This is a genomic window from Hydrocarboniphaga effusa AP103, from assembly GCF_000271305.1.
Taxonomy (GTDB): Bacteria; Pseudomonadota; Gammaproteobacteria; order Nevskiales; family Nevskiaceae; genus Hydrocarboniphaga; species Hydrocarboniphaga effusa.
Window position 1 is genome coordinate 170,861 of record NZ_AKGD01000001.1, and the last position, 26,018, is coordinate 196,878.

Annotated in this window: 17 protein-coding genes; all 17 read left to right on the forward strand. The window is 58.7% G+C overall.

All coding sequences use genetic code 11. The features are described from left to right. Positions 1-115 precede the first annotated feature (115 nt). The 17 genes from WQQ_RS00795 to nirB all read left to right on the forward strand — a co-directional run bounded on the left by WQQ_RS00795 (position 116) and on the right by nirB (position 26,005). Positions 116-1,117, forward strand: coding sequence for an AgmX/PglI C-terminal domain-containing protein (locus WQQ_RS00795; RefSeq protein WP_007183309.1), 1,002 nt, complete (start codon positions 116-118; stop codon positions 1,115-1,117). A gap of 68 nt (positions 1,118-1,185) precedes the next feature. Further along, positions 1,186-1,308 carry a hypothetical protein gene (locus WQQ_RS25055; RefSeq protein ID WP_272942414.1) on the forward strand — a complete coding sequence of 41 codons (123 nt, stop codon included), beginning with the start codon at positions 1,186-1,188 and terminating at the stop codon, positions 1,306-1,308. Between the two features lie 336 nt (positions 1,309-1,644). Beyond that, positions 1,645-2,724, forward strand: a complete 1,080-nt coding sequence (locus WQQ_RS00800; RefSeq protein ID WP_007183312.1) for a DUF3034 family protein — start codon at positions 1,645-1,647, stop codon at positions 2,722-2,724. 73 nt (positions 2,725-2,797) lie between these two features. Continuing rightward, complete coding sequence (locus WQQ_RS00805) at positions 2,798-3,268, forward strand: group I truncated hemoglobin (RefSeq protein ID WP_157534465.1); 471 nt, start codon at positions 2,798-2,800, stop codon at positions 3,266-3,268. Between the two features lie 238 nt (positions 3,269-3,506). After that, positions 3,507-4,103 (forward strand): FMN-binding protein, encoded by a 597-nt coding sequence (locus WQQ_RS22735; RefSeq protein ID WP_007183314.1) that lies wholly within the window; start codon positions 3,507-3,509, stop codon positions 4,101-4,103. 42 nt (positions 4,104-4,145) lie between these two features. Beyond that, positions 4,146-5,039, forward strand: coding sequence for a PepSY-associated TM helix domain-containing protein (locus tag WQQ_RS00815; protein WP_157534466.1), 894 nt, complete (start codon positions 4,146-4,148; stop codon positions 5,037-5,039). A 32-nt stretch (positions 5,040-5,071) separates the two neighbouring features. Beyond that, positions 5,072-6,088, forward strand: a complete 1,017-nt coding sequence (locus WQQ_RS00820) for an FAD:protein FMN transferase (protein WP_007183316.1) — start codon at positions 5,072-5,074, stop codon at positions 6,086-6,088. A 251-nt stretch (positions 6,089-6,339) separates the two neighbouring features. Continuing rightward, entirely contained in the window at positions 6,340-9,522 is a 3,183-nt protein-coding gene (locus WQQ_RS00830) for a type I polyketide synthase (protein ID WP_157534467.1), read from the forward strand. A 499-nt stretch (positions 9,523-10,021) separates the two neighbouring features. Continuing rightward, positions 10,022-13,993, forward strand: coding sequence for an SDR family oxidoreductase (locus WQQ_RS22740; RefSeq protein WP_007183318.1), 3,972 nt, complete (start codon positions 10,022-10,024; stop codon positions 13,991-13,993). A gap of 17 nt (positions 13,994-14,010) precedes the next feature. Next, positions 14,011-14,682, forward strand: coding sequence for a class I SAM-dependent methyltransferase (locus tag WQQ_RS24095; RefSeq protein ID WP_040452812.1), 672 nt, complete (start codon positions 14,011-14,013; stop codon positions 14,680-14,682). Positions 14,683-14,694: 12 nt separating this feature from the next. Next, the gene (locus WQQ_RS00845; protein WP_007183320.1) at positions 14,695-16,035 is read left to right on the forward strand and encodes a protoporphyrinogen/coproporphyrinogen oxidase; all 1,341 of its coding nucleotides are present in this window, start codon (positions 14,695-14,697) and stop codon (positions 16,033-16,035) included. Next, positions 16,020-18,395, forward strand: a complete 2,376-nt coding sequence (locus WQQ_RS00850) for an efflux RND transporter permease subunit (RefSeq protein ID WP_007183321.1) — start codon at positions 16,020-16,022, stop codon at positions 18,393-18,395. The genes WQQ_RS00845 and WQQ_RS00850 overlap by 16 nt, the downstream gene beginning before the upstream one ends. Then, positions 18,373-19,179 (forward strand): outer membrane lipoprotein-sorting protein, encoded by an 807-nt coding sequence (locus tag WQQ_RS00855; RefSeq protein ID WP_050997542.1) that lies wholly within the window; start codon positions 18,373-18,375, stop codon positions 19,177-19,179. Before WQQ_RS00850 ends, WQQ_RS00855 begins: the two co-directional genes overlap by 23 nt. After that, the gene (locus WQQ_RS00860) at positions 19,163-20,542 is read left to right on the forward strand and encodes a hypothetical protein (protein WP_007183323.1); all 1,380 of its coding nucleotides are present in this window, start codon (positions 19,163-19,165) and stop codon (positions 20,540-20,542) included. The genes WQQ_RS00855 and WQQ_RS00860 overlap by 17 nt, the downstream gene beginning before the upstream one ends. Positions 20,543-20,555: 13 nt before the next feature. Beyond that, positions 20,556-21,344: a 4'-phosphopantetheinyl transferase family protein gene (locus WQQ_RS00865; protein WP_007183324.1), complete on the forward strand. Its 789-nt coding sequence runs from the start codon at positions 20,556-20,558 to the stop codon at positions 21,342-21,344. A 672-nt stretch (positions 21,345-22,016) separates the two neighbouring features. Continuing rightward, entirely contained in the window at positions 22,017-23,360 is a 1,344-nt protein-coding gene (locus WQQ_RS00870; RefSeq protein ID WP_007183327.1) for an MFS transporter, read from the forward strand. 77 nt (positions 23,361-23,437) lie between these two features. Further along, positions 23,438-26,005 carry a nitrite reductase large subunit NirB gene (gene nirB / locus WQQ_RS00875; RefSeq protein WP_007183328.1) on the forward strand — a complete coding sequence of 856 codons (2,568 nt, stop codon included), beginning with the start codon at positions 23,438-23,440 and terminating at the stop codon, positions 26,003-26,005. The last annotated feature ends 13 nt before the right edge of the window (positions 26,006-26,018 follow it).

Consider the following 26,018-nt stretch of genomic DNA (forward strand, 5'->3'; position numbering starts at 1 on the left):
TCTCCCTGCGGGAGAGGGACCGAGGGTGAGGGAGCTGCCGACTTGAGCCAGTTTCGCCATCGCGGCTTGTCCCTCACGTCTGGATGACGCCAGCCAGCACAACCGTACCCATTCTATGACCGCCGCCACCTTCCATAACCAACCCCTCGGACTCGACTCCTGGGGCATCGCCCAGGAAAGCGATCGCAAATTCAGGCGCATCGTCGGCCGCGTGCTGGTGCCGGTGGCGGTCTGCGCGATCGTGATTCCGTGGCTGCACTTCGAGATCGCGGAGCAGGAAGTCATCACGCCGGTCGCCGAACTCATCGTGCTGCCCGAACCCGAACTGCCGAAGGTCCAGCCGCAGCCCGAAGAAAAACCCGAGCCCAAAGCCGAGCCGGCCAAGCAGGCGCGCGCCGAAACCAAGCCGCTTCCGACCACGCCGGCCGAAAAGCCCAAGCCAGCGGAACAGGCCTCGCAAGCCGCAGCCGCGCCGAATGCGGCCCGCGAACTCGCAAGCCGCTCCGGCATCATGCAGTTCAACGATCGCCTGTCGGCCATGCGCACCGATGATGCGCTGGAGGCCGCGAATCAGGCGCTGCTGACGAGCGATGCACCGAATCCGCGCTCGGCCGCCAGCACCTCGGCGCTGGGCGCTTCGATCGCCGGAGCGGCCGCTTCCCGCAGCGGCGGCGGGACGAACACCAACGGCATCGCCGGAAACGACGCCGGCACCCGTTTGGGCTCGCGTCGCACAGAAGCCGTGCAAAGCGGCATCGGATATGGTCGCGGCAACGGTGGGGGCAGCGCGGCCGGCGCGGGTTCGGGCGCTGGCCCGGCGGCTACGCGCACCCCGCAAGAAATCCAGCTCGTTTTCGATCGCAACAAGACCGCCTTCTTCGCGCTGTTCAATCGTGCGGCGCGCAGCAATCCAAACATGGGCGCCGGCACCATCGTGATGCGCCTGACGATCCAGGCGGATGGCTCGGTGTCCGATTGCGCACTGGTATCGAGCAGCTTCGGCGATCCGGAACTCGAAGAAAAGATTCTGCAGCGCGTGCGATTGATGAATTTCGGAGCGAAGAACGTCGGCGTCTTCGTCTATCCGAACTATCCGCTCGCCTATCTGCCGCCGTGAACGCCTTGAGCCCTCGAGCCAGCGAGAGGTCATCGAGGCGGGCCCGCTTCCGGCTTTTGCGCGATCTGGTGATCGCCAGCCTGGTGCTCGCGGCCGTCGCGAGCGCCTGCGTCTATGCCTTCAGCCGGCTGGTTCCGATGCTCGTGGCCAGCCCCGAAGCCGATTGCAGCGTTCGGAACTCCAAAAGCTGAACGCCGACTGATTCAGCGGTCATGTATTGGCATGCTGATTGCTGTATGACAGGCACGCAACGATAACGCGTGTTGTTTTCGAGCAAAGACGCTCGATCTACCGGATACCGAAGTCCACGTTTTGGCCCCCAACCTTGTTACTGGGGTCAGCACGTGGACTTTTTTGTTTTGGGCTCCGGAGGATGTTCCGAGGCAATGAACGCAGTGGACCGCGTGGGGAGCCGAAGGAAAACGAGCAGAACGTCCTGTCGCTGTGCGGTACGAACGAAAAGTGTTCCGGAGGCGGAGGCTTTTCATCCAACAAGCAGTAACGCAACCAATAGAGGGAGTTGAGGCATGAAAGGGTCGAAGGCAAATGGATCTCGTTGGATCAAGTCGGCGGCGTTCGCGGCGTTGAGCTTGTTCTCCACGGGTTCCTGGGCGGGTATGTACAACGACGGCAAGGTGTTTCTGACCGGCGGTGTGTTCACGGTTGACGGCGCGGGCGGTGGTGGCGCGGTGCCGTGGGCAACCATTACGGGCTATGAAAGCCGTGACGGCATCAACGGCGGCGTAGGCTTCACGTATGTGCGTCTGCCGAACTACGACATCAACTGGATCGGCGGTTCGGTCGGCTTCTACGATCGCTTTGAGCTTTCGTATGTCAACGTCAAATTGACGACCGACCTGTCGAACGTCAATACGGTCGCCATGGCGGCTGACGCCCTGGGTCTTGCCGGGAATCTTGGCCTCGACCCCCACGGCAGCAAGCTGCAAATGGATACCTACGGCGCCAAGGTGCGTCTGTTCGGCGATGCGGTTTACACCTCCGACAGCTTCATCCCGCAGACTTCTCTCGGATTTCTGTACAAAAACAACACCACGCCGGAGTTCACTCGCACTCTGAGCGCCGACAAGGCCAAGGACTGGGAAGCCTATCTTGCGTTCACCAAGGTGTTCTTCCGCTACAGCACGCTGGTCAACTTGACGGTCCGCTATAGCGCTGCCAACCAGATCGGCCTGACCGGCTTCGGCGAGTGCAACAACGGCCGTACGGAGTGCGATGACGACAAGGATTTCCGCTTCGAGTTCTCGACGGCTTATCTGTTGCAGAAGAACTTCGCCATCGGTGGTGAGTACCAGCAGCACAGCAACAAGCAGAAGAACAAGCCAGTTGATGCAGGCAACCTGCTGTCCACCAACGACAACGGTGACGCACTCTTGAATCCGCTGATCGGAGGTATCGTTGGCGGCGTAGTAGGCGCAACCGGACTTCGCAATACGCTCGCGCAAAATGAGTCTGACTGGTACGACTTCTTCTTCGCCTACGCGCCGAACAAGAATTACTCGCTGACGTTCGCCTATCTGTTCCTGGGTGACATTGCGGTTGCTCGCGAGCAGAACGGTCTCTACTTCTCCCTGCACGCCACGTTCTAAAAAATCTAAAAGTGCATCCAGTAGCAAGACACACGTCGTAGCTCTATTGCACCTTTAACTGATGGAGATTTTCATGAAAGTTTTCACCAAGAAGTTGTTCGCTGGCGCTGCGCTGTCGATCGCCGCGATGTCCTCCGCCCCATCGTTCGCCGGTGAGAATCCGACGAGCCCGATCATGGGTATCCCGGCTTCTTCGCTCGAAGAGTTCGGTGGCCGCGAAGGCGTCCGCGCCTGGGTCGAGAGCCTGTTCTACTACATCATGCTCGACAATCGCATCGCTCCGATCTTCCGCGAATTCGGCAACCCGGAACGCCAGATCTTCCTCAACACGCAGCTCGAAACGATGGTGCTCGGCGGTCCGAACGAGTATCAGGGCGCCAGCATGAGCGCGGCTCACGCTGACCTCGGCATCACCATGACGCAGTTCAACGCGGTGGTGGAAGCGGCTTACAACGCCTGCGAACGCAACGTGATCAAGTATCACACCTGCAACCAGCTCATCAACGCGCTGGCTCCGTTCACGGCCGACATCGTCACGCGCTAAATCTGATTCGTTTCCCGACGATTTCTTTGTCGAAGAAAAGCTCAGAAAGCGGTTAGCGTTTTTACGAATCGGGGGCCGGGGCAGCCTGGCCTCCGATTCGTTCTATCTGCGTCTACGTTGTTTTGCTTGCACCGTTCAGCTGTTCGCCATCGCGGTAACCGACATCACTTTTTGCAGTCTGATTTTTGCAGCACTTTGCGGCACAAAAAACCACGAAACCTCTCAGAGGAATACAGAAATGAAATCGACCTTCAGGAACCTCTTCTCCATCGGCTCCCGCAAGGCAGCCGTCGAGCATTCTTCGCTGCGCCGTTCGATGGTCGTTGCCGGCCTGTCGTTCCCGGTTGTCAGCTTCGTGTCCATGAGCGCTCGCGCCGCCGAAGGCCTCGAGAAGTTCTACAAGTACAACACCAAGCCCGAGGACTATCTCTCGGGCGTTTTCGGCGGCCAGGTTCCGGCCCCGCAAGTCGCCGACACCGCGGGCAAGAGCGGCGACATGCTGCAGCCACTGCCGCAGCGCACGCGCTACTGGCGTGCCAACGGCAAAACCGTCTGGATCTTCGACGAGATCGGCAAGGCCGGCTATCTGCCAACCACCTGTGGCTTCGTCGTCAAGGGCGGCGCCATCGAATCGGCCAGCGTGTTGATCTACCGCGAATCGCGCGGGGATCAGATCGGCACGGCCGGCTTCCTGCAGCAGTTCGTTGGCGCGAAGTCATCGGGCGCGGGCATCGACAAGAATGTCGACAACGTTTCGGGCGCGACCTACTCGGTCAACCTGATGAAACGCATGGCGCGTGTAGCACTGGCGCTGGACGCGTCGGTTCCGGCTTGAGGCTGAGTGCCGGTAAGGCCCAACTCATCAGGTCCTACTGACATGTCCACCATGACCTCACCCAAGTCCCCTACCCCGCAGCCGACCAAGCCGAGAGGCGTGGTCGGACGTCTGCGGCATTTCAGTGAACAAGCGCTGTCCTCGCGCCGCCAGCACACGCAGGCTCGTCCCAAGACGAACCTGAGCATGACGCTGCGCACCTGGCACAAGCGCATCGGCCTGTTCGCCTTCGTCTTCATGGGCTGGCTCGGCTTCAGCGGCTTTCTGATCAACCAGAGCGCGGATTGGGGCTATGACGTCAAACCCATCACCGCGAGCTGGGTGATGGCCTTGTACGGCCTGCATCCCGAGCCTCCGACCAAGGGCTACAACGTCGGCGGTCATTGGCTCGCGGAAGCGCAGGACGCCTCGATGCTCGACGGCAAGCCGCTGAAGATGCGCATCAGCCATCAGCTCGGCATGGCGGTCGCCGGCTCGGCCGACAAGCCACTGCTGTTCATTGCGGAGCCGGAACGTGTATTCGTGCTTTCACCGACCGGTGATCTGGTCGATGAAATGAGCGGCTACACCTTGCCGGCACCGCAGGTTCGTCGTATCGGCACCATTCCGGGCAATCCGTCGAAAGTCGTGATTCAGGACCTCGACGCCTACGTGACCAGCGATGGCCTCGGCTGGGAAAAGCTGCCCGTGAATTCGCCGGTCGAGTGGGCCGCGCCGGTCGATCTGCCCGAGGCACAGCGCAATGCGGCGATGCCGTTTTCGCTACCTTCGGTCACGCTCGAGCACGTCCTCGTCGACGCGCACAGCGGTCGCATCTTCGGCATCGGCGGAGCCTGGCTGATCAACTTCGTCGGCCTCGCCTCGATGGCGCTGAGCATCACCGGCGTCTGGATCATCTGGCGTACCAACCAGCAGCGTAAAGCCGCTCGACGCTGACCCCCACAACGACGGCCACCCGCAGGTAGCCCATGGTCGTCAAATTGTTCGGTCCTCCACCACTCGTCAGAAGAAATTTTCTGGCGATGGGCACGGAAATCACGGTCACACTGGCCCCGCAGCGGCGGGGCCAGTTCCGTAGCGTCAAGCGTGCGATGACCGAGCTCAAGATCCTGCTGCGCAACTTCGGCCACGACGGCTGGGCCTGGGGTTACGGAGCACTCGCCGAGTTCAATCGCGAACTCGGCGCCGGCAAGGCGCCGACCATTCCGACATCGTTGCGCCCCCTGTTCGATCGCGCCTGGGAGATGCGCCAGGCCAGCGGCGGCCTGTTCGAGCCGCGCGTCGCATCGCTGGTGTATCTGTGGGGCTTCGACAGTGTCGAGCGCATTCGTAACGAGCCTCCGCCCCCCGATGAAATCACAGCCTTCATGCAGGCGCTCGCGAGAGCCCCCGACTACACACCCAATGCTGATCACTACGGCCCTGCTCCGAACGTAGGTTGGGATTTCGGCGGCATCGGCAAGGGCTACATCGTCGATCAGGCGCTCGATCTGCTCGCGGCGGAAGGCTTCGTGGACGCAACCATCGACGCCGGCGGCAACATCGCAGTTCGTGGTCAACGGCGCGAGCGATCCTGGCGCATCGGTATTCGCAGGCCACTGGCCCCGGATGACGACATCGACGCACCAGATTTGATCGCGATTCTCGATGCTCGAGACGAATCCGTGAACACCCATGGAGACGATCAGCGCTATTTCATCCACGAGGGAAAACGTTACGCGCATATCCTTGATCCGCGCAGCGGACAGTGCGCCAGTGGGCTTCGATCTCTTACGGTCGTGCACTCAGATGGGGCGCTTGCGGAAGCTGGCGGGGCAGCATTATTCGTCGCGGGTACAAACCATTGGCCCGCGCTCGCCAAACAACTGGGAATCGATCAGGTTTTGGCTGTCGATGATAGAGGGCAGATTGCCGTCACGCCCAAGCTGGCAGCGCGTTTGCAGCCCGAGCCGGGCATCGCGTGGAGAGTAATTCCAGCTACGTAAACTCACGCAAGCCTTTTGCTGATCTTCGGAGCGGTCGAAGATTGATCCAGCACGAAGATTGCTTCGTGTTAGCCCCCGCCCCTGAACCACAAGTCAGGCTCCGGGTCCGATGCAAGCTAACGATGGCTTGATCGTCCAATTTCAATGCTTAGGGGCAAGGGCGCCCAATCAACTCGAAAAGGTTGATCGGGCGCTTTTTTTTGCATCGCCGTCGCGCCGGACCAAATCACCCGCTGGGGAGCGAAGTGAAGATGGGCAAAGCAGCAACTGATCGGCCAGTGCCTCGTGGAACCACCGTCTTTCTATTTCAAGGACAAGGGGGGTTCCATCCTGCTGCACTAAAAAGCGAATTCGAAACGAATGCCGGGGTGCGCCCGCTTTTTCAACTGGTGCAGCACCTCTGCGGGACCGAATTCGGAACGGACTTTCATGCCTCCCTATCACTTGGAGACCGTGAAAAGCCGCCATTTTCCTGCGAACAGTTGGGCATATACCTGGGAGGCTTTCTATGGGGCCGCTCACTGATCGAGCGAGGTATCACGCCACATATCATGCTAGGCCACAGCTTTGGCGAGTTTGCATCATTGGCTGTCGGCGGCGCAGTGAGCTTCGCCGATGGAGCACAACTCGTCTGCGAGAGAATCAAGGCATTACAAGGCCTGGAGCAGGCTGGGCGGATGGCGGCAGTATCAATGGGAGCCGAGCAACTCGAACATCATCTTCGGGACTTGCAGGACCATGATCTCGAAATCGCCGTCATCAATCATCCAGAACAAGCTGTCGTATCAGGCAGTGAACAGGATCTCGCAAGGCTCGATGAAAAGCTGCGACTCGAGCAACGGGCGATGCATCGGCTCAAGAGTCAATATCCGTTCCACTGCACGAAGCTGCTTCCTGCAGTGCCGATATTCCGCGAGCGCGCCAGCCGCATCCGCTATGCAGACGCAACCTATCCCATCTACTTCCCCAGCGAAAGCTGCGTCCAATCGCCCGGGTTTGATATCGCTGGCGCATTGTCTCGCCACTTAACGACCCCATTCGATTTCGCCTCCGCGGTACAAAACCTTTATGCGCTCGGCTATCGCACATTCTATGAATGTGGCGGGGGCACTCTGCTGCGAAATCTGGTGCGTAGAACACTCCGAGAACACAGCGACATCAGCCTGCATGGAGCACTCGAAATGAGTCCATTTTCACAAGCAACCAGCATAAGAACCTCGACACCCGACGCACAGATTCCAGCAGACAAGATGGAGCCGGTCGCGATTGTCGGTTACGGATGTGTATTGCCAGGCGCTCTCGATTCCGACGAATACTGGATGAATATCCTGGAAGGGCGATGCACGATCAGCCGTTGCGATGCCGTTGATCCGTTCTTCCTTGAGGATTTGTATAACGAAGAAGCTGTAACGGTCGACAAAACCTACTCGCCTCTGGCGGGGTACGTCGACGAAACTCTCCTCGACCAGCGCTTTGCATCTATTGGTATAAAAGCAAGCCGCCAATACTCAAAAATACAGAAGATGATCGCGGTCGCGAGCACCGAAGCCTTCGAGCGCTACGGAGTCTCCGACAACTTCGGAAAAGTTGCCTGCTTCTACGGGGCGACACCCGATGGTATCCGTGAATATGACGAATCTCTGGTTCTAAAGCACTTTCGCGAAGGGATCGAAAAGCTTCCAGAAGCAAGCTCCAGCAGCAAAGAGCGCTTGGAGCTTCTACAACGCCGTTTTGGTGGTGGAACCGGAAACCCCGAGAGTTTTTCCCCGGCGCAGACCTACAAAGTGGTGTTCAACGATCTATTTCGCGCAGAGACAAAAACCATTCTCGTTGATTCCGCCTGTTCGTCTTCGTTGTACGCCACCGACCTGGCGGTCAAATCTCTCATGACAGGGCAGACCGACCTTGCCCTGTGCGGCGGCGCGTTCGCAGCAAGCGCAGGCAACAGCGCTCTCTTTGCACAGTTCAGGGGCTTGGCCACCAGCGCCGTTCGCGCCCTGGACGATAACGCCGAAGGAACTGTCTTCAGCGATGGTGCGGTGACCTTATTACTGAGGCGCATGAGCGATGCAGTCAACGCAGGCCATCACATCTATGGAGTGATTCGAGCCATCGGGTTGTCGAGCGATGGAAAATCTCCAGGGGTCAATGTTCCGACGGTCACCGGGCAGCATCTCGCAATAGAGCGCGCATATTCCGGCAGCAGCGTGGATCGTCAGTCCATTCAATACATAGAAGCCCACGCTACCGCTACCGCAGGCGACGTCGTCGAGTTCAAGTCTCTCACTCGGGCCTTCTCAACACGCAAGCCCGATTTGGAAAAGATCAGGCTCGGCGCTGGAAAATCCCTGATTGGCCACACGGGATGGGCATCGGGTGGCTCGGCGATCGTGAAAATGCTGTATGCACTTAAAAATCAGATCATGCCTGGGCAAACGGCTCTGCATAGAATCAATAGCCGGTTCCAGATCGAAAGCAGTCCGTTTCAAGTCACGACGACTCATGAATCATGGCCTGCCAATACGGCCGGGCAACCCAGACGCTGCGCGATCAACTCCTTTGGCTTTGGGGGCACAAACGCGCACGTGGTAATCGAAGAATATTGCCCGGCATCCATCGCCTCGGTTCCGCGCGACCAGCATGCTGGCGCCGATCATCAAGACGTCGTGATATGCGCAATTCGGACCATCTTTCCGTTTGGCGACTCCATAACGGACAATCTTGACTCACACTTCCTGAGATTCAAAGCGCAAGCGTTGAAAATCCCGGCCGGAAAGCTTTTGCTACCCGATGTCGCAGAGCAAATGTCTCGCTCGCAGTACTTGTCGCTCATGGGTTGCGAGGACGCCCTGAGCATGCTGAAGGGCAAAGGTGTCGATCCCGAAAGAATATCCGTCATCCTCTCGCACAATGACAAGTGCGATAGAGCCTGCGTCACCAACCTCTTTATCTACGAAGACAGGTTGCGTCGACTACTTCGTGAAATCTCAGCAACGGCAGGACCTGACGCCTGGCTTGAATCAGCCACCGATCGCTTCTTTACCACGTTGCGTAAAACCCACCTTCCTTCCGGGCCTTACACACTTCCCGGAATCATGCCGAGCATCGTCTCTGGCCGGGTTGCGCAACTAAACGATCTAAAGGGGCCTAATTTCATCGTCGGCGAGAGCAGCGCCCGCTCCGCAGATTCCCTGGAAATAGCAGGTCTTTATGTGCGCTTCGGTAACGCCGATGTTGTGGTTTGTGGCGGCATGAGCCTGGGCAAGCATTTCGCAGAGCTAGGCGAGCACCACGACTCTGAAGTAGCAGAAGGGATAGTCGTCTTTGCTGTGGCGACGAAAAAGATTGCCGAGAAGTACGACCTTCCGATCATAGCGCCACTACGCCAAATCCATTCGGGTTCTGCTCATCGTTCAATGGACCTTGCGGCCTGACAACAAAAGTCGGAGAAGATTTATGGGTGAACCGATATACAGGGATATGGCTGGCGTCCTGTCGATAGCCAGAGCACTGCAGAGCCATCATTCGACGGCACTCCTGAGTACGGCAGAGGTAGTTTCCGGGGGACAGGCTTCACCTACCCCTATCGAGTTTTATCGGCCGATACCGATAGAAGCTCCTTTGCCTTCATCGCAGGAAGACACATCGATACAGCCTCACGACGTTTTGTGGATCCTGCCTCGATCGATATCGTCACCCAATACACCAACACTGCCGGGACTTCATCGAGTATGGGCACTGCATCCGCCTATCGACAAAACCAGTGCTAGTTCCGCCCGTATCGCCACTCTGTCATCCCCTGAATCAACCGTACCAATATCAGATGCATTAGCGAATTCCGGGGTAGCCCCGAAAGCAATCGTCCTGGCAGTCGATGCCCGGAATTTTCACGCGTCTTCGCTACTCGACGAAGGACTGCAGGAGCAACAGCAATTGCTCAACGTCCTGTTCATCCTGGCAAAGCATTTCCACGCTGAACTCTCGAGCGGGAAAACACGCATCATCGGACTCGTCTGCAACGCCTGGCTGGACACCGGGGTGATATCTCCCTTCACGGGACTGTTCGGCGGCTTGACCAAATCAATCGCACGCGATTATCCGAACGCTTTGATCAGGGCCGTTCATACGGACCAAGCCTTCAGTGAGTCAAACACTGTCCTGCACGCAGAAATGCAGGCACCAAATCGCGCGGATACGTTCGCTGAAATTTTCTACAGAAAGGGCAAAAGATTTCGTCACGCCCTATCTCCGATAGTAGATATCTCGATCAAGAAGGAGCCGCCTGCCATCAAGCAAGGCGCTGTCGTTCTTGCCACAGGAGGAGCGCGCGGCGTCACCGCAGTGCTCCTCGAAGAGCTCATCAGGCAGCGCAACTGCAAGGTCATCGCAATCGGTCGCACCAGCCTGGATGATGTCCCCGAACACATTCTCGGCATGGACGCAGATGCGCTTGATCGCTACGAACAACGCTTCTATCAGGATGAACTGGCGCGTGACCCTGCAAGCAGCATTCGAATTCTACGCCGACGATACCAAGACTATGTCGCGGCAAACGAGATATACCGAAACGTACATATACTGAACCAACTCGGCGGATCGTTTCACTACGTGGCGACGGATATCGTCGACGAGATTGCCGCTACAAAATCCATACAGCGCATTGTCGCCGAGCATGGCCCCGTCGATGCGGTGATTCATGGCGCAGGCACCCAGCTTTCAAAGACCATCGCAAAAAAGAGTGTTGAAGAGTTCGCCTCCGTCGTCGATACGAAACTTCGAGGTTTGCGCAACGTATACAGAACTTTGAAAGCCACACAATCGATCTCGAATGTCCACTTCCATACTCTGACCTCATCGTTCAGCGTCTGGGGTAACGACGGACAGCCAGATTACGGAGCGGCAAACGAGGCGCTGAACCGCATTGCCGACGCACAGGCAAGCCAAAGCTCGATGGAAAAATGGTCATCCCTCGCTTGGCTTGGCTGGGCGGGAATTGGCATGACCCGCGGCTCCGAGTATGCCTCGCTGGCTCAGCAACGAGGCTTGTATCCGGTCACGCGTTCCGAGGGCCAGCACATCTTCTCGCGTCTATTACTTGATGGGCAGCCTCTCCGGGCCATCAACGTCTTGGCCACACCTCACGAAATTGCTTACTACGAGGTAACCACTCGCGAAGCTCCTGAGCGCGAGGGAAGAACTTACGGCGAACCCTTGGATTTGAGTCTGGAAACCAGTCCTTACTTGAAGGACCACTTGGTCGACGGCATTCCGACCATGCCGGGGGCGGCACTGCTTGCGCACTCGATACGCATCGCTCAAAAAACATCCGGCCGACATCATGTCGTCGGCATCCAAAGTGCAAGTTTCAAACAGTTCGTGCGTTCCCTCGACCACCGTCGTGATCGTGTTCGCATCGTCGGTGAAGTCATATCGGACGATCATGATTCGACGACGGTCAAGGTCACCGTGCTGTCCGACCTCGTTCATAAGGACGGCTGGGTGTTGAGGGAAGACTCGCTGAATTGCGAAGCCATCCTGGTATGCGCGGACACCCTGAGCAGCCATCCGCCGGCAGCATCAACTCCAATTCCGGAGACCGAGGGCTATTACATCCTCGATCCTTACATCAGCTCGCCGGGAAGTCTCACACTCAAGGGAGCCTTCGACTGTCTACGGCAGATTCGGGTAAGCCAGCATCAGCAGAATGCGCTTCTCGACCTTCCATTGAGCCTGGCATCCGATCGACATGCTGCACTGCTGACTCCATCCATATTCATCGATGCTCTTTGGAGACTTTCGGTCATGCAACCGACCGAAGGGCGCATGCCGTCCTACGTCCCCGTTGCCTGCGGCCAGACCAGCGTGCATTTCGACTTCTACTCAGGCGCCCTTCCGGACCTGCTGCGTGGCGCCCGGCTGCACGCGACCCGTCCCCGCCCCCTTCCGGGCTCTCCAGACACGGTGGTCATGGACCGTGTCTGGGCAACCACCGCTGACGGCCGCTTACTCGTCTGCTTCTCCGAAAATCTCGCTCGAAGCATCTCCAAGGTCGAAATGAACGTCATCCTAGCTTCGTCTATGGCCCCAGCCGAACTGCCTACGGCGATCATCATGCGGCCACCCTTGAACGTCGTAGGTGAGTTGACCGATATCGTTCAACAGGTGACGCGATTCCCCGCACAAGTACTGATGCCCGATGCTGATTTCGAGTACGACCTCGGCATCGACTCGGTCAAGCTGGGCGAGATTCTCGTCGCCACCCGCAAGCATTTCGGCATCGCAGACGATGCAGAGTTGGATATCAGCCGCTTCCGCACCATTCAAAGCGCAGCAGAAGTCTTGAAGAGTGCACTCCACCAGGCACAAGCGGGCTCCGCCCCATCGCTGCCGCCGCCAACACCACTCACATCTGCGCCGGCTGTCGCTTTGACGCTGACAAAGACAAACGTCGCCTTGATCGAACCAGAATCCGTATTGCCTGCCCTGACCAGAATCGTTCAGCAAGTGACACGATTCCCTGCCCAGGTGCTGACACCCGATGCAGATTTCGAATACGACCTCGGCATCGACTCGGTCAAGCTGGGCGAGATTCTCGTCGCCACTCGCAAGCATTTCGGCATCCCAGACGATGCAGAGTTGGATATCAGCCGCTTTCGCACCATTCAGGGCGCGGCAGAAGTCTTGAAACATGCACTCCAACAGACTGAACCCCGTAGCTCTCTGCCCTCCCCGGCAACGCTTCTAACATCCGAACCCGCCGCTGCCTCCACAACCGTCCCTGCCATCACACCGAGTTCCGTACTGGCCGCACTGACGGAAATCGTTCAGCAAGTGACGCGCTTTCCTGCCCAGGTGCTGACACCCGACGCGGACTTCGAATACGACCTTGGCATCGACTCAGTCAAATTGGGCGAGATTCTCGTCGCCACTCGCAAGCATTTCGGTATCCCTGACGATGCTGAACTGGATATCGGCCGCTTCCGCACCATTCGAGCGGCCGCTGAAGTCCTTCAGTCGGCATTACAGAAGAGAATATCGGCGCCTTCCGTGATTGCTCCTCCTTTATTCCAAGCGGCTCGTGCCCAAGCACCGGAGACCGGCGCCCAGGCGCGGGTCAGAGATCTACGCGAGATTTTTGGAGGCGATGCCAAACCGTTTAGCGGGAAGGTCGCCCTCGTAACCGGCTCCGGCAGAGGCATCGGACGACAGTTCGCCACCTCACTCGCTGGCCTTGGCGCCACCGTGATCGTCAACGCATTCCATTCTCGGGATGCCGGCGAGCAAACCGCAAAAGCAATTGTCGACGCCGGTGGCAAAGCGCATTTCATCTGGGGCTCTGTAGCTCACAAGGCTCACCGTCAAGCTCTGTTCGATGAAATCGAAAGCCGCTTTGGGGGCCTCGACTTCTTTGTCAGTAACGCCTCCAACGGAATCATCGGCGACTTCGATCAGATAACAGACGAGCACTGGGCCAAAGGCTTTCAAACCAACGTCATTGGCCTGCACCAATGTGCACTGCACGCCGTCAAACTCATGGCCCGCCGAGGCGGCGGCAGGATCATTACGCTCTCATCTCCGATCAGCAGTCGCCATACCCCGGACTTTGGTTGCATGGGAGCACTCAAAGCCGCTGTCGAATCGCTCACCAGAACGATGGCCGTGGAGTTCCAAAAGTACAACGTAACCGTCAACTGCATCTCCGCCGGTGCCGTCTATGGAGAGCTGATGACAAAGATTCCAAACAGCGCAAAAGCCATTGAACTCTGGGAAGAAAAGACTTTGCCCCGCCGCCTGATGCTGCCGGAGGAAGTTGCCAACGTCGCAAACTTTCTGTTGAGCGGTGCTGCCGATGCAATCAGTGGAGCGGTACTTCTCATGGACGGCGGAATCACGATCAGAATTTAGGCCCAGAGAACTCGACAATGGATACTGATGCCAGAGCGAAGAAATCGGTACAGGTATACAGCAGCAGAACCATGCTGGCGGTTTACGATTTCTATGTCACTTACTTCAACAATCGCTTCGCATGGAACTGCCCACGAGAGAAGCTCGTAAGCCATTATCGGCGCCATGTAACTGATGAGCACCTCGAGGTAGGGGTCGTCTCCACGTACTACCTTCAGCGCGCGTTACCCGCCAGCCGACTCAAGAACCTTCAGCTGATGGATCTGAATCCCGACTGCCTCAGCAAGGCTGCCGACCAATTGAAACATTGCCAGCCGAAGCCGATACAACACAACGTTCTGCATCCCTTCGAGGGCAGTGCCGAGCCTGTCACCTCCATCGGAATCAACTATGTTCTGCACGTGGTACCTGGTCAGTTTCCCCAGAAAGGGGTCGCTTTCTCGCATTTGAAACATCTTTTGCGCCCAGGCGGCGTGCTGTTCGGCAGCACACTTCTATCAATCGGAGTGAAAAGAAACCTGTTCGGCAGCCTCCTGATGAAAGCCTTCAATCGCATGGGGATCTTCAACAATAGCGATGATGGCCTCGATGGTCTTCGGACTGCCTTGGCTCAGAACTTTCGGCACTATCGCATAGAGGTTCAAGGTGCAGCAGCCTTGTTCAGTGCTTCAGACGAAGCTCTGTCCTAGCGGAACTGACACGTGGATCGCCCGCACAAGATCGCCGTCGTCGGTGCCGGAATAGCCGGACTCACGGCCGCACACTATCTTCGTATCTACGGATTCGATGTAACGGTCTATGAAAGCAGCCACCGACCAGGCGGGCGCATGAGCACCGACGTCGTGCAAGACTGCTTGATCGACAGGGGTGTCCAGTTCTTGTCGGGAAACTACAACACGCTATTGCCGCTGTTGGGCGAGTTCGGCATGGCGGACGAGATCGTCTCCATAACACCTCGTAGCGCTCTAGTGCGGGACGGCAGAATCAAGGCACTCAGCATCGGCCGCCTCCCGCCAGGCCTGGCGATGGTGCTCAAGTGTCTGCGCCCCCGAGAAGCGTTGAAATTCCTGCGCGGCTATCTGCCACTGCATCGGCAACTGGCCTCACTGCCATTCGACGACTATGCAGGCTGGTCTGCCTTCGATCGCGAAGATTGCGAAAGCATGCTGACCCGCACTCTCGGATCAGCGGCGCTCGATTACATCGTAGAACCCTTTCTCCAAGCACTCTATTACCAATCTCCTGCTACGGCTTCCGCCGCCTTGGGCATGTCGATACTCAAGATCGGCAGTGAGCAGCAACGTCTGATGACGCTCAAAACCGGGATGGGCTCACTACCGGATCGCATCGCACAGTCGCTCGATGTCCACTTCGACTGTACGGTTCACTCAGTCATCAAACTCGAACGCGGAGTCGAAGTGGGAACGGACAATGGCACGGAGAAATTCGACAAGGTCGTACTGGCCATTCCCGCTCCTGTCGCGAATCGCATTTACCGAACCGACGATAAAGTCAGCAATCGGTTGATCGCCACCCAATACAGTTCCACACTCAAGATCGGCATCGCAACTCACCCTGGGTGGCAATTGCCAGAACATTGGAAGGGAATCTATGGGGTACTGATCCCAGCCCGAGAGCGAACCTCCATAGCGAGCATTGGGATCGAACTTGAAAAGGGAGGTGCTCGCACACGAGAAGGACAGCTGTTCGACATCATCCTGGCGGGAAGTTCTCGAGACCTGTTGCAGCAGTCTGATGCTGCCATCCTCGAGCAGATACGACCCGAGTTCGAGCGGTACTTTCCCGGCGCGTTCGCAGCTTTGCGTCTGGCGCATGTCGTGCGCTGGGAGCACGCGGCAGCCGACTCTCCCGTAGGCCGCAGCCAGGAAGTCAACCAGTACTGGCGACATCTCGATCCTGGAAGCACGGTTCTGCTCGCAGGAGACTACATGGGGTTTCCTTACTCGGATAGCGCCGCTCACAGCGGCAAACGAGTAGCCGAATTCCTCAAGCAATCCGGGCTCCCATGTCCTTCACCATAAGGCTGGAGCCGCTGCTCATCTCCTACTCGCGCTGGCTGGTAAACCATGCATGGTTCGTGATGGCAGCGACGGTCGTGGCTTCGCTTGTGATGAGCCTCGGCGCATTTAAACTCGGATTCGATACCGATTTTCGTGCCTATTTCGGCAAAGGGAATCCTGAGCTTCAAGTTTTCGATCAGCTACAGTCCGACTATGCCGTGGCGGACAACGTATTCATCGGTATCGAGCCCCAAAATGGGGACGTATTCGAACCCGAAATCCTTCTCGCGATACGAGAGCTGACAACGGCCGCTTGGGCCTTCCCGTACAGCGCCAGAGTCGACTCACTGACCAATCATCAACATGTGGAAACGCTGGGCGATGATATTAACGTCACCCCACTTCTCTCGGACAGTGTCCACCCCACGGCAGAAATAGGGGCACGCATACGCCGTATCGCCTTGCAGGAACCGGCATTGCTGAGACGCCTCGTCTCCCCCGATGGGCGAATGGCAGGCATCAACGTCATCAACGAGTTTTCCGGTCCTTCGGCCGAAAAACAGAAAGCAGCGGTACTCGCTGCACGAAACGCCTGCGGCGACATCGAGAAGAAACACCCTTCTCTGCATTGCCACGTCACCGGCTCCACCGCAATGAGCTACGCGTTCACGGAAGCATCCATGCGTGATATGTCGACGCTGGCGCCTGCGATGTACGTGCTTTCATTCTTGGTCATGTTCGTACTGTTGAGGTCGGTCAAGGCCACGCTCGCCACCTTGTTCATGGTTCTACTGGCATCGACTTCCGCCATGGGCGTCGCCGGCTATGCCGGAGTACAGCTAACACCGCCGGTCGTGGCGGCTCCTTTGATCATTTCTGTGCTCGCCATCGCAGATGCGGTCCATATCTGCCTGACGCTGCTTTCTCAGATGCGTAAAGGTCTGGCCCGGAAAGACGCAATCGTCGAGTCTCTGCGCCTGAACTTCGTTCCCATATTTCTCACCAATGCGACCACATCAATTTGTTTTCTGGGCACTAACTTCACCGACTCACCGCCTCTGACCCTCCTGGGAAACATCAGCTCTCTAGGAGGCCTTCTGTCATGGCTGCTCAGCATGACACTGCTGCCCGCTTCGCTGGCCGTGCTGCCGCTGAAATCTAGAGGGAATGGCGGCGACTGGTTGAAACCGGCTCTCGATCGGCTAGCCCGGCTGGTCATGGCCAAACATCGTGTCATCCTCGCGTCGACGATCGGCTTATCCGTGGCCCTTTCCTGCTTGGCCACACTCAACGATACAAACGATCGCTTCCTCCACTATCTGGAGCCCAGCTCAAAATTCCGTGCAGATTCCGACAAGGTCATGAATGGACTCACAGGAATCTACTCGATCGAATACTCACTGCGGAGTACTGCAACGGAAGGAGTGACAGATCCGCTGTACCTGCAGAAAATCGACGCGTTTTCCGAATGGTGGAAGAACGGCCCCTATCGATCACATGTGGTATACGTCGGAAGCGTCGCCGACATCTTCAAACGCCTCAACCAGGCCATGCATGCCGATTCCCAAGCCATGCACAAACTGCCCGACGATCCAAAGGCGGCAGCGCAATACCTGCTCTTGTTCGAAATGTCGTTGCCTTTCGGGCACGACCTTAACGACTGGATAACCGTAGACAAATCGGCCTCCCGAATGAGTGTCGTACTCGACGATGTGGGGGCAGATCAGGTTCGTGAGATGGAAGCAGCCGGTAACGCTTGGCTACTTGATAACGCCCCTACATTGCATGCGAAAGGAACCGGCACTTCGGTTATGTTTTCGCATATTGCAGAGCGAAACATTCGGAGCAACTTTCAATCGCTCCCTCTCTCGCTTGCCGCCATATCGTTGTTGCTCCTGCCTGGCTTGCGCAGCGCAAAACTGGGACTACTTTCTCTGATTCCCAACCTGCTACCTCTAGGAATGGCCTTCGGCATTTGGGCGCTCATGGACGGACAAATCATCTTTACGATGGCCGTTGTCCTCAACGTGGTAGTTGGCATCGTGGTGGACGATACCATTCACTTCCTAGAGAAGTATCAGCGCGCCCGGAGAAATCTGGCGATGCACGTCGAGGAGGCGATCCGATATGCCTATCGCGAAGCCGGAGCCGCCATGATCGCCAACACGTTGATCCTGGAGGCGGGCTTTTTGGTAATGGCGCAGTCCACCTTCGAGCCGAACGCCACTATGGCCCAACTGGCCGCGATCACCGTATTTGTAGCGTGGCCCATCGATCTCTTGGTCCTGCCAGGACTGCTGGTGCTGATCGATGGCCGACGCAATCTTCATCCAAACTCGCTGATGCACGATACCACCCATGCCAATCCACCCCGCTCGTAGATTGCCGATTGCTCTTGCCTCGATGATTCTGATCTTGGCAAGCCTCAATGGCGTAGCCGCGCAGACTCCGGAACAAGCGGGTCTTTCTTTGGCGCAGGAAGCCAACCAGCGTGACTCCGGTTTTGGCGACGTTTCGGTCGAGATGCTGATGATTCTGCGCAATCCTAGAGGGCAGGAATCGACACGAAGGATGCACTCCAGGATTCTTGAAGTCCCGAGCGACGGCGAACGCTCGCTTATTCTGTTCGATGACCCCGGAGACGTGCGAGGAACCGCACTCCTCACACACTCACACTCGAACGGACAAGACGATCGATGGCTGTACATGCCGGCGGCCAAGCGCGTCAAGCGCATCGTTACCGGGAACAAAACCGGGCCTTTCATGGGCAGTGAGTTCGCGTTCGAGGACATCGGCTCCCAGCACGTGGCCAAGTATCGCTATCGGCTTGTTGGTGAAGAAGCCTGCGGGAGCACGACTTGCCGGATTTCGGAGCGCATACCCAACGACTCTGATTCCGCATACTCCAGGCAAAAGGTATGGACGGAAAAACTCTCCCTGAGCCCCATGAAAATCGAGTTTTACGACCGTAAACAGTCGCTTCTCAAGACACTCGTATTCGAAGGCTACAAGCAGTATTCAGGAAAGTATTGGCGTGCCGACAGACTGGTCATGACGAACAATCAAAGTGGTGCCGTTACCACTTTGATCTTCAACAACTATCACTTCGCCAACGGCTACAACCCTCGCGATTTCGAGCAAAGTTCACTTGGAGCTGGTCAGTAGCCCGATGTGTCGCGCGGCACTAGCCAGCTTACTGCTGCTCGTCATTGCTCCTGCTTTGCAAGCCTCTGACTGGGACGGGGGCTTGCAGCTTGAAAGCCGAAGCTTCGTGCAACATGCACGCTGGCCAGGCCAAACCGACGATCACAACGATCTTTCATTGGCGATGCAGCTCGATTACCTAGGGCGGTGGCCATCGCAAGCCTGGTCATTGCAGGCAACGATATTCGGGCGCATCGATGAACAGGATTCCAGCCGGAGTCACGCAGACGTCCGAGAATTGAACCTCCGTTACTCCGGAGAATATTTGACCGTCAACGCTGGCATCCGGCAGCTATTCTGGGGCAGCGTAGAAGCGGTCCACCTTGTCGATGTCGTCAATCAAAGCGACTGGCTGGAAAGCCCGGACGGGCAGCAGAAACTAGGACAGCCAGCCATCAGTGTTTCGCATTCGTTCGAACAAGGCACGCTCGAGCTCTTTGCGCTGCCTTATTTCAGAGAGCGTGAATACCCCGACAGCCAAGGTCGGCTGCGCCCATTCATCCCCGTTGACGCTGCGCAAGCCCGCTACGAAAGCGACGAGGGCAACCGGCACGTTGATTACGCCGCCCGCGCATCCATCAACATCAACGACCTGGATTTTGCTCTCTCCTACTTTCGTGGAACGAAGCGAGAGCCGAGATTCGACTTCGAGTACAGCGGCGTTGGCATCCAGTTCAGCGGATGCTCTTTGCTGGAACCAAGCTGCTCCATTCTGCCGAGCTATCGTCCAATCGACCCTCGTTTGGTGCCGATATACGATCAGATGGAACAATATGGAGTGGAACTTCTCTACACCGCAGAGCAGTGGATTTTCAAGGCGGAGGCCGTACACCAGCATTCCACCCCCCAAAGCTTCTGGGCAACGGCAGCGGGGCTAGAGTACAACCTGGGAGCCGTCTCAAGCTCGGCATGGGATTGGACGCTACTGCTGGAATATTACCGCGATAGCCGCGGCACACTTTCGCCCGGCTCACCTCAAGGGATGGCCATAAGTACGCTTGCATCAAACGGCACATTCAGGCTCGAGCAGCTCCCTGAGCTGAGAAACCTCCAGATACTTTCATATTCACCCTTCCAAGATGACGTGTTTTTCGGAGGACGCCTTGCGCTCAACGACACTGCGTCCACTGAAGCACTTGCCGGCGTGTTCATCGACACGCAAACAGGCGCGAAGATGTCCACCGTAAAAGGGGGGCGAAGACTCGGTGAACGGTGGCGACTGACTCTGGAGGCAACGGCATACTTCGACGTTCCCGTGTTGGACCCCTTGTACAACTTCAAGCAAGACAGCTACGTTCGGTTACAGCTGACGCGATACTTCTGATCGCAGCCTCGCCATGAGCGCCTCGGCATTTATCTTCAAGCTGACGTCCCCGTACACCCTGACGTCTCGCATGGCCACACAGGAGGAAGAGCGCTCGCTGCAAATCAGCTCCCTGCAGAGAAGACAGGAGTGGATCGGCGCACGAGTCGTGGCGAAGTTTGCTTATTTGAGAAGCATCGGCTCCCCGGCCACAACCGGGGTCTGGTCGGTGCTATCAGACCAAGCCTTGCACGAAGTTCCCGAGTCAAGAATGCGAGCACTGTGGATCGAACGACCGCAAACTACTGGCACCCCTATCCTATGGGACTCCAGTCGCAAGCAGCTCGTCAGCTCGCTGTCGCTCTCCCATCAATACCCTTACGTGGCGGCCGGCATCAGTTGCTGCGGAGCGATTGGCGTTGACATCCAGGAAACCACCGCATTCAGCGACGACTTCGTCAACCATTTTCTGCAAGCCGAAAGCGGGCTCCTTTTGGCAAAAGCCTTCGAACCGCCAGTGAGCCGACACGCGAAACTTACGGCTCTATGGACCTTGAAAGAGGCATGTTTCAAAGCCGTCTCTCTCAGTTCGGGTTGCACCAATCTGAGACAGATAACCATCGTCGAACTCGACATGAAGGGGCTGATCGAAGCTTTCAGCGGCAGCAATTCGGGCGCCACCTATGCGCTGCGCCTCCGGACGCCCTCGGGATTGGTCTCCCTCGGCTTCAAAACGATTAACTTCGACCGACATTTTGGCTCTGCCGTCTGGCCCTCCGCCCCGGGCAAAGCAGCGTCACGCCCGACATCGCAGCTCATATAACGCCCCAATATCAGTCACGTCCTTTGGCAAAAGCTCCTGGACCGCTGAAGAACGGCGCACCGAAATGGAACATCTCGACGGCCTTGAAGATTGCGCTGCCGGAAACGAAGGCGGCGCCTACCAGAAGCCGATCGCATTCCGACAAACGTCTGGCCCAGGGGCTACAAGCTGCTCAGGGGCCTTCGACTCGACTAATGGCTGTCTGAACGGCTTCCTGCGGATGGCGTGAATATTGCTGTCTTTAAGCACTGGTCTTGTAACCCGGGTCAGCCGCCAACGAGGGCAGCGGCCATGACTGCAGGATTGCGATAGCGCAGGTGGGGCAGCTTCACCGGATCGATCCGGCAAGCAGTGCCACACGAACATAGATTCTGGACAAAGGCGTCCATCCCGGCGGGTTTTCCCGCCGATGGGTGGACGCCTTTTTTGTTTTTCTTGATTCGCAGGAGGCTGTCCGTGACACAACTGCTCATCCCGGCTTCGCAGGCGCCGCTCCAGAGCGACGGCATCCATCGAGATGGCCGCTTCGATCACGCGCTCCTGCGCAACGCTTATTCACCGGCGGGTTGACTCCCTTTCCTGCGCCCGCCGGTCTTTTCTTTTCTCACGCGTTCTCGCCTTTCCTGAAGGCCGCTGAAAACGCTCCCGACCCAGTTTCCGCTCCGATCCGCCATGACGATTTCCAATAGCCCATCCAAAGCGACATCGATCAAGCTGTTCAGCTTCTCCACGCCGCAGATGCGCGCGTTTCACATGAGCTGGGTGGCGTTCTTCGTCTGCTTCTTCGCCTGGTTCGCGGCGGCGCCCCTGATGCCCCTCATCAAGAACGAGTTCGGGCTCAGCAAAGACCAGATCGCCAACATCAACATCGCGGCGGTCGCGGTGACGATCCTGATCCGCCTGATCGTCGGTCCGCTGTGCGATCGCTACGGCCCGCGTCGCACCTATGTGGGCCTGCTGATCCTCGGCGCGATCCCGGTGTTCGGCGTCGCCGCATCGCAGAGCTACGGCAGCTTCCTGTTCTTTCGCCTGCTGATCGGCGCCATCGGCGCGAGCTTCGTGATCACGCAGTACCACACCTCGGTGATGTTCGCGCCGAACGTGGTCGGCACCGCCAATGCGGCGAGCGCCGGCTGGGGCAACTCGGGCGGCGGCGCGACGCAGGCGCTGATGCCGCTGATCCTCACCGCGATCGTGCTGCTGGGCGTCGAACAGGCGCTGGGCTGGCGCCTCGCGCTGCTGGTGCCGGGCGTGCTCATGCTGATCACCGCCTGGGCCTACTGGAAGTTCACGCAGGACAGCCCGGCCGGCGATTTCTCCACGCTGCGCGCCAGCGGCCTGATTCCCGACACCGGCAAGAAAGTGGCGCGCGAGAGCTTCGTGCGCGCCTGCAAGAACTATCGCGTGTGGATGCTGTTCCTGACCTACGGCGCGTGCTTCGGCGTCGAGATCTTCATCCACAATATCGTCGCGAGCTATTACGTCGACAGCTTCGGCCTGTCGCTGAAAACCGCGGGCCTGGCGGCCGGCAGTTTCGGTCTGCTGGCCCTGTTCGCGCGCGCGCTCGGCGGCATCGTCTCGGATCGCATCGCCCGCGCCAAGGGCCTCGACGGCCGCAGCGTCTGGCTGTTCGTGCTGATCGTCGGCGAAGGCCTGGGTCTTTTGTGGTTCTCGCATGCGCAGTCGGTGGCGCTCGCGGTGATCGCGATGCTGAGCTTCGGCCTGTGCACGCACATGGCCTGCGGCGCCACCTACGCGCTGACGCCCTTCATCGATCGCAAGGCGCTCGGCGGCGTGGCCGGCATCATCGGCGCGGGCGGCAACGTCGGCGCGGTGGCGGCGGGCTTCCTCATGAAAGCGAGCGCCAACACGCAGGACTGCCTGTTCATCCTCGGCATCGTCGTCACGCTGACCTCGCTCTGCGCGATCGCCGTGCGCTTCTCCCAGGAACACAAGACGCAGGAAGAAGAGCTGTACCAACAGGCCGTGCGCGAACGCAGCCTCGCCGTCGGTTGAGACGACGCGCGGCCAGGACATAACCCAGGTTCGAAAAAACCAAGGTCATTCAAAGAAACTCAGGAAATTCACCAGCCATGAAACTCGTCGTCATCGGCAACGGCATGGTCGGGCACAAGCTGCTCGAACTGCTGACCGCACAGCCCGGCCCCCACGACATCACCGTGATCTGCGAAGAGCCGCGTCCGGCTTACGATCGCGTGCACCTGTCGTCCTACTTCAGCGGCTCGACGGCCGATGATCTGTCGCTCGTGGCGCCGGGCTTCTTCGACCAGGAAGGCCTGCTGCTCAAGCTCAACGCCAAGGCCACGAGCATCGACCGCGAAGCCAAGGTCGTCATCACCTCGGGCGGCGAGCGCATCACCTACGACAAGCTCGTGCTCGCGACGGGTTCGTACGCGTTCGTGCCGCCGGTTCCGGGCCGCGATCGTCCGGGTTGTCTGGTCTATCGCACCATCGAAGACCTCGAGGCGATGACCGATTGGGGCTCGCGCTCGAAGATCGGCGTGGTCGTCGGCGGCGGCCTGCTCGGCCTCGAATGCGCCAAGGCGCTCAAGGACATGGGCCTGAAGACGCATGTCGTCGAGTTCGCCCCGCGCCTGATGGCCGTGCAGGTCGACGAAGGCGGCGGCCGCGTGCTGCGCAAGAAGATCGAAGAACTCGGCGTGGACGTGCACACGCAGCGCAACACGCTCGAGATCGTCGATGGCGCCGGCATGGGCATCGGCGGTCGCCACGCGATGAAGTTCGCCGACGGCAGCCAGCTCGAAACCGACATGATCGTGTTCTCGGCCGGCATCCGCCCGCGCGACGAACTCGCGCGCAAGAGCGGCCTCGCCACCGGCGAACGCGGTGGCATCGTGGTCGACAAGCATTGCCTGACGAGCGACCCGGACATCTACGCGATCGGCGAATGCGCGCTCTGGAACGGCCGCATCTTCGGCCTCGTCGCGCCCGGCTACGAAATGGCGCGCGTCGTCGCCCAGCATCTCAGCGGAACGGCCGCCGAGTTCAACGGCGCCGACATGAGCACCAAGCTCAAGCTCATGGGCGTCGACGTCGCGAGCATCGGCGATGCGCACAGCGCCATCCCGGGCGCACGCAACTACGTGTTCACCGACGAGCGCAAGCAGATCTACAAGAAGCTCGTGACCTCCGAGGACGGCAAGGCCGTGATCGGCGCGGTGCTGGTCGGCGATGCCACCGAATACGGAACGCTGCTGCAGATGATGCTCAACAACATGGCGCTGCCCGAGCACCCGGAATTCCTGATCCTGCCGAGCTCGGACGGCAAGGCGCCGGCCGGCATCGGCGTCGACGCGCTGCCCGACACCGCGCAGATCTGCTCGTGCAACAACGTCAGCAAGGGCGAGCTCTGCGCGGCCGTCGCCGACGGCCAGCACAGCATCGGCGCGCTCAAGAGCTGCACGAAAGCCGGTACGTCCTGCGGCGGCTGCGTGCCGCTGATGACGCAACTGCTCAAGGCCGAGCTCAAGAAGCAGGGCGTGGCCGTCAACAACCATCTCTGCGAGCACTTTGCGTATTCGCGCCAGGAGCTGTACCACCTGATCCGCGTGCAGAAGATCGAAAGCTTCGACGAGATGCTCGACAAGCACGGCAGCGGCCTGGGCTGCGACATCTGCAAGCCGACCATCGGCTCGATCCTCGCGTCGTGCTGGAACGAGTTCGTGCTCAAGCAGCAGCACGCGATGGTGCAGGACTCCAACGACTACTACCTCGGCAACATCCAGAAGGACGGCACCTATTCGATCGTGCCGCGCGTCGCCGCCGGCGAGATCACGCCCGAGGGACTGATCGTGATCGGCCAGGTGGCGAAGAAGTACGGGCTCTACACCAAGATCACGGGTGGCCAGCGCATCGACATGTTCGGCGCGCAGGTGCACGAGCTGCCGCTGATCTGGAAGGAGCTCACCGATGCCGGCTTCGAATCGGGCCACGCCTACGGCAAGTCGCTGCGCACCGTGAAGAGCTGCGTGGGTTCGACGTGGTGCCGCTACGGCATGCTCGATTCGGTGAGCATGGCGCTGCTGATCGAGCATCGCTACAAGGGCCTGCGCTCTCCGCACAAGCTCAAGTCCGCGGTCTCGGGCTGCACGCGCGAATGCGCCGAGGCGCAGAGCAAGGACTTCGGCGTCATCGCCACCGAGAAGGGCTGGAACCTCTACGTCTGCGGCAACGGCGGCATGAAGCCGCGCCACGCCGAACTGCTCGCGGGCGACCTCGACGACAAGACGCTGATCCAGTACATCGACCGCTTCCTGATGTTCTACATCCGCACCGCGGATCGCCTGCAGCGCACGAGCACCTGGCGCGACAACATGGAAGGCGGGCTCGATTACCTCAAGAGCGTGATCATCGACGACAAGCTCGGCATCTGCGCCGAGCTCGAGGCCGAGATGCAGCACGTCGCCAACACTTATCAGGATGAGTGGAAGACCGCGATCGAAACACCGGAGACGCTCAAGCGCTTCCGCACCTTCGTCAACAGCAAGGCCACCGACAGCAATGTGAAGTTCGTGAAGGAGCGCGGCCAGATCCGTCCGGCGCGTCTCGAGGAGAAAGGCGAGCCGCGGACGTTCAAGGGCATCGCCCTGGCCGTCGAGTCCGCCGTGGAATCCGAGTGACCGAAACGGCCGT